The 13,596-nt window shown below is 44.5% G+C and carries 14 protein-coding genes; 4 read left to right on the forward strand and 10 right to left on the reverse strand.

The features are described 5' to 3' along the window. Positions 1–6 precede the first annotated feature (6 nt). Positions 7–1,596 (forward strand): beta-N-acetylhexosaminidase, encoded by a 1,590-nt coding sequence (locus HMPREF2794_RS25140; RefSeq protein WP_010536984.1) that lies wholly within the window; start codon positions 7–9, stop codon positions 1,594–1,596. 94 nt (positions 1,597–1,690) lie between these two features. On the opposite strand, the gene HMPREF2794_RS25145 is transcribed toward HMPREF2794_RS25140, so the two are convergent. The 8 genes from HMPREF2794_RS25145 to HMPREF2794_RS25180 all read right to left on the reverse strand — a co-directional run bounded on the left by HMPREF2794_RS25145 (position 1,691) and on the right by HMPREF2794_RS25180 (position 8,247). Then, positions 1,691–2,329 (reverse strand): M23 family metallopeptidase, encoded by a 639-nt coding sequence (locus HMPREF2794_RS25145; protein WP_055270125.1) that lies wholly within the window; start codon positions 2,327–2,329, stop codon positions 1,691–1,693. Positions 2,330–2,344: 15 nt separating this feature from the next. Then, positions 2,345–3,010, reverse strand: coding sequence for a B3/B4 domain-containing protein (locus tag HMPREF2794_RS25150; protein WP_010536982.1), 666 nt, complete (start codon positions 3,008–3,010; stop codon positions 2,345–2,347). 60 nt (positions 3,011–3,070) lie between these two features. Continuing rightward, on the reverse strand, positions 3,071–3,883 hold the full coding sequence (gene pgeF / locus HMPREF2794_RS25155) for a peptidoglycan editing factor PgeF (protein WP_055270127.1): 813 nt from the start codon (positions 3,881–3,883) through the stop codon (positions 3,071–3,073). After that, a complete protein-coding gene (gene obgE / locus HMPREF2794_RS25160; protein ID WP_022301219.1) occupies positions 3,880–5,046 on the reverse strand; it encodes a GTPase ObgE in 1,167 nt (388 codons plus the stop codon). The genes pgeF and obgE overlap by 4 nt, the downstream gene beginning before the upstream one ends. 12 nt (positions 5,047–5,058) lie before the next feature. Then, positions 5,059–5,628, reverse strand: a complete 570-nt coding sequence (locus HMPREF2794_RS25165) for an adenylate kinase (RefSeq protein ID WP_055270129.1) — start codon at positions 5,626–5,628, stop codon at positions 5,059–5,061. A gap of 76 nt (positions 5,629–5,704) precedes the next feature. Continuing rightward, positions 5,705–6,241, reverse strand: coding sequence for a hypoxanthine phosphoribosyltransferase (gene hpt / locus HMPREF2794_RS25170; protein ID WP_010536978.1), 537 nt, complete (start codon positions 6,239–6,241; stop codon positions 5,705–5,707). Between the two features lie 41 nt (positions 6,242–6,282). Then, positions 6,283–7,827 (reverse strand): peptide MFS transporter, encoded by a 1,545-nt coding sequence (locus tag HMPREF2794_RS25175; protein ID WP_010536977.1) that lies wholly within the window; start codon positions 7,825–7,827, stop codon positions 6,283–6,285. Positions 7,828–8,022: 195 nt separating this feature from the next. Further along, positions 8,023–8,247 carry a winged helix-turn-helix domain-containing protein gene (locus HMPREF2794_RS25180; RefSeq protein WP_010536976.1) on the reverse strand — a complete coding sequence of 75 codons (225 nt, stop codon included), beginning with the start codon at positions 8,245–8,247 and terminating at the stop codon, positions 8,023–8,025. A 320-nt stretch (positions 8,248–8,567) separates the two neighbouring features. Here HMPREF2794_RS25180 and HMPREF2794_RS25185 point away from each other — a divergent pair, with 320 nt between their 5' ends. The 3 genes from HMPREF2794_RS25185 to HMPREF2794_RS25195 all read left to right on the forward strand — a co-directional run bounded on the left by HMPREF2794_RS25185 (position 8,568) and on the right by HMPREF2794_RS25195 (position 11,520). After that, positions 8,568–10,079, forward strand: coding sequence for a bifunctional ADP-dependent NAD(P)H-hydrate dehydratase/NAD(P)H-hydrate epimerase (locus HMPREF2794_RS25185; RefSeq protein ID WP_070753021.1), 1,512 nt, complete (start codon positions 8,568–8,570; stop codon positions 10,077–10,079). Between the two features lie 73 nt (positions 10,080–10,152). Beyond that, a complete protein-coding gene (locus HMPREF2794_RS25190; protein WP_070753023.1) occupies positions 10,153–11,217 on the forward strand; it encodes a DUF4831 family protein in 1,065 nt (354 codons plus the stop codon). Between the two features lie 21 nt (positions 11,218–11,238). Further along, complete coding sequence (locus HMPREF2794_RS25195) at positions 11,239–11,520, forward strand: basic helix-loop-helix domain-containing protein (RefSeq protein WP_010536973.1); 282 nt, start codon at positions 11,239–11,241, stop codon at positions 11,518–11,520. Positions 11,521–11,582: 62 nt separating this feature from the next. Here the strand turns inward: HMPREF2794_RS25195 and HMPREF2794_RS25200 are convergent, their stop codons facing one another. Together HMPREF2794_RS25200 and HMPREF2794_RS25205 are read right to left on the reverse strand one after the other, a co-directional pair. Beyond that, complete coding sequence (locus tag HMPREF2794_RS25200) at positions 11,583–11,930, reverse strand: PqqD family protein (RefSeq protein ID WP_010536972.1); 348 nt, start codon at positions 11,928–11,930, stop codon at positions 11,583–11,585. Positions 11,931–11,957: 27 nt separating this feature from the next. Next, positions 11,958–13,346, reverse strand: a complete 1,389-nt coding sequence (locus HMPREF2794_RS25205) for an MFS transporter (RefSeq protein WP_010536971.1) — start codon at positions 13,344–13,346, stop codon at positions 11,958–11,960. Between the last annotated feature and the right edge of the window lie 250 nt (positions 13,347–13,596).

The following is a 13,596-nucleotide window of genomic DNA, read 5'->3' on the forward strand; positions in this document are numbered from 1 at the left end:
AAGCAAATGTCAACAGCGCAAGAAATTGCCATCATCCCACAACCGGCTCACCTTACGGTAAAAGACGGACGTTTCGAATTTGGCAACCAACTGAAAGCCAAAGTCACTCCCTATCAGGGAGACAGTGTCCACATGGTCTTCGAATCATTCAAAAAGGAGTTTCAGAAAGTAACCGGCATCAAAGTCTCTTCTACTCAAAAAGAAGCCAAAGCCGCCATTATTCTGAATTTGAATCAGCAACTTCCGCCCGAAGCTTATAAACTGAACGTTTCAAAAGAACAAATCCGGATTGAAGCCGCCCGCCCTGCAGGTTTCTATTATGCGCTGCAAACACTAAAGCAGCTGATGCCTCGCAACGTAATGGCAGGCGTAGCACCGTCCGGCCATCAAGAATGGAGCATCCCATCTGTTGAGATTGAAGACGCTCCCCGTTTTGAATGGAGAGGTTTTATGCTGGACGAAGGCAGACATTTCTTCGGTAAAGATGAAATAAAACGAGTGATCGACATGATGGCTACTTACAAAATGAATCGATTCCATTGGCATCTGACAGAAGACCAAGGCTGGAGAATCGAAATAAAGAAGTACCCCAAACTGACGGAAACCGGTGCATGGAGGAATAGCAAAGTGCTGGCGTATGGTGACGTAAAACCTGACGGCGAACGTTACGGCGGCTTTTATACTCAGAAAGACATCAAAGAGATTGTAGCTTATGCGAAAAAGAAATTTATAGAAATCGTTCCCGAGATCGATATCCCCGGACATTCACAGGCTGCTGTCGCTACTTATCCGGAATTTCTGGCATGCGACCCGGAAAATAAACATGAAGTATGGTTGCAACAGGGAATCTCTACGGATGTAATCAATGTGGCCAATCCTCAGGCTATGCAATTCGCCAAAGACGTGATAGATGAACTCACCGAATTGTTTCCATTCAACTATATTCATCTGGGAGGCGATGAATGTCCCATCAACAAATGGCAAAAGAATGAAGAATGCAAGAACTTGCTAAGCGAAATAGGTTCTACCAATTTCAGGGACTTGCAGATTTATTTCTATAAACAACTGAAAGATTACATTGCCACGAAACCTGCCAGCCAGCAACGCCAACTGATATTCTGGAATGAAGTGCTTCACGGAAATACCCGCATTTTAGGCAATGACATCACCGTCATGGCATGGATCGGAGCGAATGCTGCCGCTAAACAAGCAGCCAAACAAGGTATGAACGCTATTTTAAGTCCACAAATTCCTTACTATATCAATAGAAAACAGTCGAAGCTTTCCACAGAACCGATGTCACAGGGACATGGAACTGAAACAGTGGAGGCCGTATACAACTATCAGCCGCTTAAAGATGTGGATGCCGACTTGCAACCTTATTATAAAGGTGTACAAGCTAACTTCTGGACCGAATGGGTCACTGAGCCCTCAGTGCTCGAATACCTGATGTTACCACGTCTCGCTGCCGTTGCCGAAGCTGGATGGACCCCACAGGAAAAAAGAAATTACGAAGATTTTAAAGAACGGATTCGCAAGGATGCAGAGTTGTACGATCTCAAAGGATGGGATTATGGCAAACATATTATGAAATAAGCCAAAAGGCTTTGAATAAAAGAAACAAAGGCTTTATGCGTCGACCGGACCATGAAGCCTTTGTCTATAAACCTTGCTAACAAGGCTGTTCCATTTATTTTTTATTTTGAGCCATGCGATTACCGGTTGCCTGCGACCTCACTACAATTCCATTTCCATTCTTCGTACATTTGATACATTCTTTCCGCAACGTACCTTCTTTCAGATTGAAAATAAGATTCGGATTGAAATGCTGACCGTTAATACGGGTTTCAAAATGCACATGCTCCGTAGTCGCACGACCGGTACGTCCGGTCAGTCCGACAGGTTGCCCCGCTTTCACTGTATCTCCGCTCTGCACCAGATTCTTGAAGTTATGGCTATAAATCGTTTCCAATCCGCTCGGGTGACGGACTACTACCAGATTTCCGTAAGCATAATATGGCTTGGACATACGTACCACCCCATCAAAAGCAGCACGAATGGTATCTTTTGCACACGTTTTTATATCTGCTCCCGAATGCCCTCCGCGAGATCCATAAGCCGAAATGACTTTAGCTCCCGGTAACGGAAATGCATACTCATGTTCCTTCAAAGAATCCAAATGCAAATATATATGATTGCTTTTCGCAAACAGTCCGGGAGTAGCAACCCGTACATGGTTCACCTCCATAGAAGAGAAGGAAGATTTACTTTGCGCATGAGCCATAGCCGGCAAAGCTAAGACTGTCAATAATATCAGTATGTTTTTCATGTATTTTTCCCCTTGTTATTCAAAATAGATAAGTTCGCCGCCATCCGATCCAGCATAATCCTTCAATAAGGATTGAATCATTTCAGCAGCTTCCTTAAGTCCTTCTTTTCCGTTATATCCGTTGACTATTGCAAGAATATGACTGGTCCCGATATCCATCTTTGTACGTTCATGATCGCTTGTCGGCGTTCCGATTCCTCCCAAAGAATCTCTGTACACAGGCAGTCCTTCTATGTTCAGCACCCCCCGTCCGATACCTTCAAAGGGTTCTTCCGCTTTGCCGATACCGAGTTCAAGACGGTTACCCTGTATCTTGTCCGCATCGAAACCACCAATAGAATGTCCGGTACGAAGAGAAACCAGATTGATAAGGTCTACCAAGGTATCGATCTGATACAAAGGAATTCCACGCATCAGACGGCGGCGCAATGCTTCTGCCGACGGACGATAGCGCCCCGGATCTTTACCACAACGCTTGTAAGCCTCACGGGTAGCAGCAATCACAGGTTGCCGCTTGATGTCTTCCATTTGAGTAGTGGTAGTCAAATCTTCTGTGAAAGCATTTATTTCTTTCCAAAGCCCCTCGCAGAAAGCGGTATTTTTCACTGCAGCATATACGGCTGCCCCGGCAAAAAAAGGGCAGGCATTCTTTAGCTCCTGAGATACTTTTATTTCAAACATTCTTTTATTCAAGTTTATGTCAACCTACATTCAAATTTATATCCACTTATATGGAAAGTATTATTCATGAATCATGATCCCCGACAGAATCCGTCCGGACTTAATGCCCAGACGCCTTGCCGAGAAGAAATCGTCGTAATGAATATACGTACATATCTGCGCAAGTTCCACCTGTCCGGGAGGTACTCCGAAAGCAAGCAGTTGCAATCGGTTCGCTTCCCATAAATCGATATGATGCTTTCCGGTTTCCTCTTTCCTGATAGAAATACGGGGCATGTCAAAACCATTCTTTTGAAATGCTTCGTACACCTCTTCACCCACTTCAAAAGAAGTCAATGAAATACTCGGACCGATACAGGCAACCACATCTTCTCCACTTGTGCCAAACTCTTTTTCCATCCGCAACAAGGTATCACGTACAATATACGCTACCGTCCCCCTCCATCCGGCATGGATGGCAGCCACTGCGCAATGCTTCGTGTCATATACCAGTACAGGCACGCAGTCCGCCGTCGATATGCAAAGACAATATCCCGGCTCGCGGGTAATTAGCGCATCTACTCCACACAGCATATCCTGTTTTTGCCGAGGCGAAGCAGACAAATAAACATCCCCAATCAGCAGGCAGTTCGTGTCATGAGTCTGCAAAGGAATAACCAGTTCTCTGGGCATTTGCGACATACCTTCCATCAGCAGACTTTGATTCCGTCGCACTTTCTCCGCCTCATCACCACTGTAAGGCGTGCAGTTGAACGACGCATAAGCTCCCTCACTGCATCCTCCCTGCCGGGCAGTTACAAAATGAGAAATGTTGGAGTATGAGCTTAACGACTCATACCCCAACATTCTTTTATCTCTTGTGATTGAAATCATTTTTCCTCCCAATCCTCTTCTTCGTATTCGTAGTCAAGATCATCGTCTTCGTCGTCAGCCTCTTCTTCATATTCATATTCGAGGTCTTCGTCCTCACCCATGTCTTTGAGTTCCTGCTGCAGACGGGTCACGTCTTTCGGACGGTGAACGATGTCTTCTATCTTGTTACTTTCCTTATTCAGTTCCTCCCACAAAATGTCTTTCAACACTGAGATTCCCAAACCGGAAACAGAAGAAATGAATATATGAGGAATGCCTTCGGGCAATGTCGGTTCAATCTCGTCCATCAGTTCCTGATCGAGCATATCGCTCTTTGTGATAGCCAATACGCGCTGTTTGTCCAACATTTCGGGATTGAAGGTACGCAATTCATTCAGCAATACTTCATACTCCTTGCGGATATCGTCGCTGTCCGCCGGAACCATGAACAATAATAATGAGTTACGCTCGATATGACGCAAAAAGCGCAGTCCCAATCCTTTTCCCTGACTTGCTCCCTCGATGATTCCCGGTATGTCCGCCATCACGAATGACTTTCCATCGCGATAGGAAACAATTCCCAGATTCGGTTCGAGTGTGGTAAACGGATAATCAGCAATCTTCGGTTTTGCCGCTGAAATAGCAGAAAGCAACGTAGACTTTCCTGCATTCGGGAAGCCTACCAAACCGACATCTGCCAACAGCTTCAGCTCCATGATCACCGTCATTTCCTGCATCGGCTCGCCCGGCTGCGCAAAACGCGGAGCCTGACGGGTAGCTGTCTTGAAATGACTGTTGCCCTGACCACCACGACCGCCTTTCAGCAAGATCACTTCCTGTCCGTCATCCGTCACATCACAAAGGTACTCTCCGGTTTCGGCATTATATACTACCGTACCGCAGGGAACTTCGATCACTTTATCTGCGCCGTCTTTTCCGAAACTACGGTTCTTGCTTCCCGATTCGCCATGTCCTGCCATCGCGTGGCGGTCATATTTGAGGTGAAGCAATGTCCAGTAATTACGGTTACCGCGCAAGATAATATGGCCTCCTCTTCCACCATCGCCCCCATCGGGACCTCCGTTAGGACAATATTTCTCGCGCCTCATGTGCGTAGAGCCTCTTCCGCCCTTACCTGAGCGACAGTATATCTTTACGTAATCAACAAAATTCGATTCAGCCATACTTTTTATTTATTATAATTTGTCTACTGCTTCGCAGATATCAGCGAAGATACCATCCATAGTACCCAAGCCGTTGATGTGTTGGTACTTCTTCTCGTTCTTGTACCAGTCGATCAGCGGTGCTGTCTGTGAATGATATACATGCAGACGTTTTTTGATTGTTTCTTCGTTGTCGTCAGCACGACCGGAGTCTTTGCCACGTTTGATCAGACGGGTCATCAGTTCATCTTCCGGAACTTCCAGATCTACCATCACTGTAACATCCTGTCCTCTTTCCGCCAACATCTTCTTTAATGCTTCCGCCTGTGCAATTGTTCTTGGGAAACCGTCGAAAATAACACCTTTGCTGTCTTCGAAACTGTCGAATACGCTTGCCAGAATATCAATCATCAATTCATCCGGAATCAACTGACCCTGGTCGATGTATCCCTTAGCTGTTTTGCCCAGTTCTGTGCCGTTCTTGATTTCTGCACGCAATACATCTCCTGTAGAGATGTGGTTGATTCCATACTTTTCTACAATACGTTCGCTCTGTGTTCCTTTTCCTGAACCCGGAGCACCGAAAATTACAATGTTCAACATTTTGTCATTTACAATTTAATGATTTACAATTTACCATTTAAAAACTGGCCCTATTCTTTTTTATATATAATATATCTTAGTCCACTACCGTATAAATGTCGGGATAATTACGTCCGAAGCCGTCATAATCCAATCCGTAGCCAACAATAAAATCGTTCGGAATTTCCATCGCTACGTATTCTATGTTCAGATCTACTTTCAACTTTTCCGGCTTCACCAGCAAAGAGGCGATATGTATAGCTTCGGGATTGCGGGTCCCCAATGTATCCAGCAGGCGTTGCATCGTCAGTCCGGTATCTACAATATCCTCTACGATCACCACCGTACGTCCGGCAATGTCTTCGTTCAGTCCGATCACTTCCTTTATGACTCCGGTGGAGGTCACTCCCTGATAAGAAGCCAGCTTCACGAATGAGATTTCGCAAGGAATCGTGATATGCTTCAACAAATCGGCGGTAAACATGAACGAACCGTTCAACACACTGAGGAAAAGCGGATTTTTACCTGCCAAATCGCGATTAATTTCGTTCGCTACGCGAATCACTTCTTTCTGAATATCCTGTTCCTTGATGGAAACAGTAAACTGCTTGTCTTTTATCTGTATGGTATCCATAACCGGTCATTTTAAAAAAGTTGTCGCAAAAATACGATTTTTTATTCTACCCCGTGCATCATCTTCTGTAATTTCTTCGAGAGAAGGAACAGAATCAGTGAAGCAACACCCGACATTACGACGAATACCATGAAGAAATCGTACATGGTAGCGATCTGATAGCCAAAGAGTGATTTCACTTTTCCGTCTTCGGGATACAAACCGCTCAACATACCTGCAAATTTATTGGCAGTAGCGGTAGAAAGATACCAGATACCCATCATTAAAGAAGCAAAACGCAATGGGCTTAGTTTGTTTACCATCGAAAGCCCGATAGGAGACAAAGCGATTTCACCCATAGTGTGGATAAAGTAGAGTCCCGTCAGCCAAATCATGCTGACCTTCACTCCGGGAACAGCATCTTTCACTCCGAAACAGATAAAAAGATATCCCAGTGAAAGAAGCAGCAAGCCGATAGCCTGTTTGGTAGGAGAAGCCGGTTCCATCTTCCGTTTGTTCAGGAAGCTCCATATTCCCGGCATAATGTAGGCAAGGATGACAACGAAAAGCGGATTGAAAGACTGGAACCAGGATGCCGGCATTTCCCAGCCGAGAATATCACGGTTCGTCTGTTCGGCTGCGAAAAGCGTTAAGGAAGCACCCGCCTGTTCATAAGCTGCCCAGAAGAAGATAACGAAGAAAGCAACAATATAGATGACAAAAATCCGGCTGCGTTCTATCTTCGTGAGCGAACCATCCAGCAAAATGAGTACAGGGAAAACAATACATGCAGTAAAAATACCGATACTCACCCAGTCGCCACTAAAGGCATAACTGAAAAAGACCAATAAGGCAATGGTAAGAACAGTGATAATGACCGTATTGCGTATTTTTGTCCCCTTATCCATTTTAGGATGTACGATATGTTCTGCTTTATCTTCCTTCTTTTCACGTTTGGCGTCAGGAATAATGCCGATAGGTTCACCGGAAGGTGAGAACAGGTATTTGTTCTTTTGGGTTTCGAAAAGAACGACTGTAAACAGTGTCATGATACCAGCAGCGAGGAATCCCCACTTAAAGTCGTTCGGATCTCCGGTATCACCCAAATAACCGCAAATCAAAGGTGCTGCGAAAGAACCGACATTCACTCCCATATAGAAAATGGTGTATGCAGCATCCAGACGTCTGTCACCCGGCTCATAAAGTTGTCCGACCAGAGAAGAAACGGTAGGTTTGAAACAGCCGTTACCTAAAATCAGAAATCCGAGTCCGCCATACATCAACCAGTGTGCAAGGTCCGTATTATTCAATGTGGAAGCACTCATAAACATCAGGAACTGTCCGACAGCCATCATCACCGCTCCCCAGAACACGGAACGACGGATTCCCCAATATTTATCAGCGATATATCCGCCAATCAAAGGGGTCAGATAAACCAGTCCGGTATAACTACCGTAGATAGATGCCGCTGCCTCCTTATCGAAAAGCAATGCCTGCGTCAGGAAGAGAATAAAAATCGCACGCATTCCGTAATAACTGAAACGTTCCGCCGTGCTTGTCGCGAAAATCAGATAAAGGCCTTTCGGATGCCCCTTCAATGCACTCATGAATTTATGTGTTTAGTAGTTTATGGGGTACAAAGGTACGAAAAAGTAGTTTAAAATGCTTCAAGATAGGAAAGTTCTTATAGAATAGAAGGGTATAGAATTAAGTGCAAAACATCTCCAGCATCCACTTGATTAAGTTTTCAACCATGTAATTAATTCAGTGGATGTTCACCTTAAATGTTAATCGGTCATCATTTAGCCAAAACTAAATTCAACATCGTCGATCTTGACAAAGAGCATGTTGTCTTTTTCTCTGAAAGAAATTTTGTTTTCTCTGGCGAGCCAGCCAATAGCAACAGCTACTTCTTCAAATGTCAAACCTAACTCGCGGCAGAGTTCAAACATTGACAATTCACCTTTCTCATTTAAGATACGCCATACTTTTCCGGCATTTAAGCCAATTCTCGTATTTTCCATCATGCAAACTTTAAAAGATTAAACAATCCGTTAACTATAATCTAATTGTTGTGAGCACAGGAAATAATGCAAAGCACATTATGTACTACAAAGATAACATTTTCTTCGAAATAATCAAATAATCAACAGAGTAGCTACTACAATCAGTTATATTCCGGCCAAATTCCCCGATTCCTGCTAAAAATGGTACAAATTAAAGAAACGATTCAATTCTTTTTATAAGTTTGCAGACGCATACTCCGATAAAAGTCCGACCGGAATAAAGCATTAATTCAGAGTTTTTGCGTAAGTTTGTAGGTCGAAAAACTAAAAAGAATATTGCAATGAAAATATTTCCAAGCAGCAGCATTAAGAAGTTAGATGCTTATACCATTGAACATGAACCAATTGCATCAATAGATTTAATGGAACGTGCCGCACAGGCACTGACCAAAGCCATTACCAACAGATGGAATCCGGAAACTCCTGTCACCATTTTTGCCGGACCGGGAAACAATGGCGGAGATGCCCTTGCCGTTGCCCGCATGATGGCAGAAAAAGGATACAAGATCGAAGTATATCTCTTCAATACGAAAGGAGAACTTTCTTCCGACTGCCAGACGAATAAAGAGCTGGTAGAGATGATGGAAGAAGTAACTTTTCATGAAATCAGTACCCAGTTCGTTCCGCCTACGCTGACGCCTGAGCATCTCGTTATTGACGGTCTGTTCGGTTCGGGACTGAACAAACCGTTGAGCGGAGGTTTTGCTGCTGTAGTGAAATATATCAATGCTTCTCCTGCTATGGTAGTCTCCATCGATATCCCTTCCGGACTGATGGGAGAAGAAAATACATTCAATGTAAAAAGTAATATTATCCGTGCGGACGTCACTTTCAGCCTGCAACTTCCGAAGCTTGCTTTCCTCTTTGCCGAAAACACAGAATTCGTCGGTGAATGGGAACTGCTGGACATTCAACTGAGCGAAGAAGGAATCGAAGAAACAGAAACCAATTACGAAATGCTGGAAATCGCAGAAATCCGCTCACTGATTAAGCCACGCCGGCAATTCGCTCATAAAGGAAACTTCGGCCATGCCCTGCTGATAGCCGGTTCGAAAGGAATGGCAGGGGCATCGGTATTAGCCGCCCGCGCCTGTCTGCGTTCGGGGGTAGGTCTGCTGACCATACATGCACCGTTATGCAACAACGATATCCTGCAAACTTCCGCGCCCGAAGCAATGGTAGAAACAGATGCAAGCGAAACATGCTTTGCCGTACCTACCGATACCGATGATTATCAAGCTGTCGGCGTCGGTCCCGGACTCGGTCGCAGTGAAGAAACGGAAGCTGCCCTGATAGAACAACTGGAACACTGCCAGACTCCGACGGTAGTAGATGCCGATGCACTCAACATTCTGGCAAATCACCGGCATACACTCACCCATCTGCCGAAAGGTTCCATCCTCACCCCTCACCCCAAAGAACTGGAGCGCCTGATCGGCAAATGCCAAGACTCTTACGAACGCCTGATGAAAGCCTGCGAACTGGCTCACACCGCTAAAGTGCATATTATTTTGAAAGGAGCTTACTCCACCATTATCACTCCCGAAGGCAAATGTTACTTCAATCCGACCGGCAATCCCGGTATGGCGACAGGAGGTAGCGGAGACGTATTGACAGGAGTGATTCTGGCACTACTTGCACAAGGCTATCCTGCCGAAGACGCTGCTAAAATAGGTACCTATATTCACGGATTAGCCGGAGACATCGCCCAGAAAAAACAGGGCATGATCGGACTTATCGCAAGTGATATCGTAACCTGTCTGCCAGCAGCATGGAGGCTTGTAAGCGAATAAAAGTTAAGAACTTACGGTTTATTCAATAACTTCATTAACTTTGTTTTTCAAAATCAGCTAAAAAGAACCGAATATGAAAAAGTTAATCATAGCAACAGGACTACTAATGGCCACTTCTGCCCACGCACAAACAGAAGTGCTGACAGGAGTGACACGAGGAAAAGATTACGGAGTAGTGTACGCCCTTCCCAAGACTCAAATAGAAATAGAGATAAAAGCGAACAAAGTCAACTATAAGCCGGGAGAATTCAGCAAGTATGCCGACCGCTATTTGAGACTGACCAATATCTCTGCCGAACCTGAAGAATATTGGGAACTGAGCAGCGTGAAAGTGAAGCCAGTAGGAGTACCCAACAGCGAAGCTACCTACTTCGTCAAACTGAAAGACAAAACGGTAGCTCCTCTCATGGAACTGACTGAAGACGGACTCATCAAATCAATCAACGTACCTTACAGTGGTAACAATACCACCAAAGCAGCAACCAACACTCCTGCTTCACAAAGAAAAGCCAACCCGCGCGACTTCCTCACAGAAGAGATTCTGATGGCAAGCTCCACTGCTAAAATGGCCGAACTGGTAGCAAAGGAAATCTATAACATCCGCGAAAGCAAAAATGCATTGTTGCGCGGACAAGCCGATAACATGCCTTCGGACGGCGCACAGCTCAAGATCATGCTCGACAACTTGAATCTTCAGGAAGAAGCTATGACCGAAATGTTCTCAGGAACCCGCGACAAGGAAGAAAAGACATTCACTGTCCGCCTCACTCCGGATAAAGAGTTTGACAATGAGGTCGCTTTCCGCTTTTCAAAGAAGCTGGGCGTAGTTGCTAACAACGATTTGGCAGGCACTCCATTCTACATCAGCCTGAAAGACCTGAAAACGGTGAAGAGTCCGCAAGAGGACGGAAAAAAGAAGAAAGATATGGATGGAATTGCCTATAACGTACCGGGACAGGCAATGATTACGCTGACCGACGGCAAAAAGAAATTATACGAAGGAGAAATACCTGTTACTCAATTTGGTATCATCGAGTATCTGGCTCCTGTATTATTCAACAAGAACTCAACCATCAAAGTTTACTTTGATCCGGTGACCGGTGGACTACTTAAAGTAGATAGAGAAGAAGGTAAATAAAACTCTTTAATAGTAAAAATCATGGGTGGAGAAGGACACATGCTCGACATGATACGCCGGCTAAAAGACGGCAAAGAAGCTTCCCGCTTACGCCGGGAACGGAGAAATGACAAACTAGGAAGACTCAGAAGAAACAATGATCCCTATCTCTTACCGAACACGACTCCGGAAGAAATGGAACGCATCATTAAAGATTCGGAAAAGAAAAAAGAAAAAGACAACAACTATTTCGTATGGGGAACGCTTATCATTATGGGCGTCCTAATAGGATGCGCTGTCCTTCTATGGGCTTTATTTAATTGATAATGGACAATGAGGTTGAGCCAACCGGATATTATCTTATACTAAGCATTCACTATCCATTATCAATTATTCATTATCCATTTAATAAATCCGTCTTTCTGTAATTGGGTAAGATAGGTTGATATACGAGACTCGTAGCCTGCTTCACGCTGAAAGTGGTCTGCGAGTTTTTCTATGATTTCACGCACCGTCCGCTGACCGTCTATCAATTCCCATACAGCCGTTCCGTGTTCCTCCAGACGCACATGAATATCCTTTGACATTCCTTTCGGCAATAAGTAACGACTCATCCACGAACGCTTAAAACGAGGAAAGGAGAGCACAATAGTCTCCCCTTCCCGTTCAGCTTTAATATGTTCGTTACGACAAGGGATAACCTCCAAGAGGTTTATTTTCTCTTTCGTAGCCATATCTTTTCTCTTTTATATCCTTTCTGATTATTTCTGAATATTTGCTTCTTCCAGTCCGTAGCCTTTCTTCTTGTTCTCTGCTTTCAGCATCAAAGCAACAATCAAGGCCAATACGCCGAACATAGCAAAAATAGTCATCGGCAATGTATAATCATAGGTCTGCGCACCGTCTACTACCGGGCCCTTGCAATAAGAATTCAATACCCATCCGATCAGCAAAGGTACTCCCATCAATCCCCAGTTCTGTACCCAAAAGATCAGTGCATAAGCCGTACCCAACTGTTTCTCCGGAATAATCTTTGGAACTGAAGGCCACATAGCCGAAGGAACCAGTGAGAAAGCAAATCCCAGCACAATCATGATAACGGTAGCAAACCACCATACATTCAGAATAGGAAGAGCGAACATGGAGTGTACGAAAATCAGCATCACCGACCCGATTACCATCAACGTAGCTCCCTTACCGATACGGTCATACAAAGAACCGAACAACGGTGTCAAGATGATCGCACCAATCGGCAACAATCCGGGAATGGTTCCTGCCAGTTTCGGATCTACATGATACTTCTGTACCATCAGGTCAGCCGCATACTTAATGAATGGGAATACAGCCGAATAGAACAATACACACAGTAATGCGATCAACCAGAATCCTTTGTTGGTAATGATATATACAATATCTTTCATGCGGAACGGCTCTTCCGGTTCCAGTCCTTCTGCATCCAGAGAGGCATCCAGCTTCTTATCATAGAAAGTATAGATAAAGAATGCAATCGTACCTACACACAACATGACGAGACAGAACAGAATCGGAGCAGGAATATTGGTATGGAATGCACCGCCCTCATCTGTATATCCGAAAAAGTCGGCCAAAGGAACAGTAAGCACCATCGCTAAAGTAGTTCCAATACGTGCAGTAGCCATTTCCAGTCCCATAGCAAGAGCCATTTCCTTACCCTTAAACCACTTTACAATAATCTTCGAAACAGTGATACCCGCAATCTCGACTCCTACACCAAAAATAGCATATCCCAAGGCAGCCAGTGTGACCTGCATCTTGAATCCGAAAAGCATTGCACCTTCCGGGAAAGTAGTAGAAATAGCATAATATTTCAATCCGCAACCGAACACCATCAACAAACAGGCTCCCATTCCGGTGAAGCGAACTCCCATTTTATCCAGGATGATACCACCAAAGATAAGCATCAGCAGGAATACATTAAACCAGCCATAAGCACTAGTAAAGAAACCGTAATCTAAACTGTCCCAAAGAAGTTCTTTCTCAAGCATGGGTTTCAGGGGAGACATGACGTCTGTGAGGAAGTAGCCGCACAACATTGTAAAAGCGACTAATGCTAGAACACTCCAACGCAACACTGCGGAGTCATTCAGCTTTTGTTTCAATTGTTCTGTCATTGTAATATTTAAAAGGAGTTAATAATCTCGTTACGGGCAACAAAGTTAACTAATTATCATTTGTTTTACTAAAAAAGAGGCATATTTTATGAGAAAAAGGTTAACTGACAAGATATTCCTGCATGGAGACAGGCAGACAACACAAAATAATAAAGACAGGCGCGAATCACACGTATTACACAGATTCCGTTAGAATCCCAGTAACTCGCGTCATTCGCGCCTGTAACGGTGAGGACGAATCAGAAGTTTG

The organism is Bacteroides sp. HMSC067B03, assembly GCF_001811315.1.
In the GTDB taxonomy this organism is placed as follows: Bacteria; Bacteroidota; Bacteroidia; order Bacteroidales; family Bacteroidaceae; genus Bacteroides; species Bacteroides faecis.

What these genes read in the sequence shown, in the direction of transcription:
- HMPREF2794_RS25140 (WP_010536984.1), top strand. Translation starts at nt 7, where the DNA reads ATGTCAACAGCGCAAGAAATTGCCATCATCCCACAACCGGCTCACCTT.
- HMPREF2794_RS25145 (WP_055270125.1), bottom strand. Translation starts at nt 2,329, where the DNA reads ATGAAAAACATACTGATATTATTGACAGTCTTAGCTTTGCCGGCTATG.
- HMPREF2794_RS25150 (WP_010536982.1), bottom strand. Translation starts at nt 3,010, where the DNA reads ATGTTTGAAATAAAAGTATCTCAGGAGCTAAAGAATGCCTGCCCTTTT.
- pgeF (WP_055270127.1), bottom strand. Translation starts at nt 3,883, where the DNA reads ATGATTTCAATCACAAGAGATAAAAGAATGTTGGGGTATGAGTCGTTA.
- obgE (WP_022301219.1), bottom strand. Translation starts at nt 5,046, where the DNA reads ATGGCTGAATCGAATTTTGTTGATTACGTAAAGATATACTGTCGCTCA.
- HMPREF2794_RS25165 (WP_055270129.1), bottom strand. Translation starts at nt 5,628, where the DNA reads ATGTTGAACATTGTAATTTTCGGTGCTCCGGGTTCAGGAAAAGGAACA.
- hpt (WP_010536978.1), bottom strand. Translation starts at nt 6,241, where the DNA reads ATGGATACCATACAGATAAAAGACAAGCAGTTTACTGTTTCCATCAAG.
- HMPREF2794_RS25175 (WP_010536977.1), bottom strand. Translation starts at nt 7,827, where the DNA reads ATGAGTGCATTGAAGGGGCATCCGAAAGGCCTTTATCTGATTTTCGCG.
- HMPREF2794_RS25180 (WP_010536976.1), bottom strand. Translation starts at nt 8,247, where the DNA reads ATGATGGAAAATACGAGAATTGGCTTAAATGCCGGAAAAGTATGGCGT.
- HMPREF2794_RS25185 (WP_070753021.1), top strand. Translation starts at nt 8,568, where the DNA reads ATGAAAATATTTCCAAGCAGCAGCATTAAGAAGTTAGATGCTTATACC.
- HMPREF2794_RS25190 (WP_070753023.1), top strand. Translation starts at nt 10,153, where the DNA reads ATGAAAAAGTTAATCATAGCAACAGGACTACTAATGGCCACTTCTGCC.
- HMPREF2794_RS25195 (WP_010536973.1), top strand. Translation starts at nt 11,239, where the DNA reads ATGGGTGGAGAAGGACACATGCTCGACATGATACGCCGGCTAAAAGAC.
- HMPREF2794_RS25200 (WP_010536972.1), bottom strand. Translation starts at nt 11,930, where the DNA reads ATGGCTACGAAAGAGAAAATAAACCTCTTGGAGGTTATCCCTTGTCGT.
- HMPREF2794_RS25205 (WP_010536971.1), bottom strand. Translation starts at nt 13,346, where the DNA reads ATGACAGAACAATTGAAACAAAAGCTGAATGACTCCGCAGTGTTGCGT.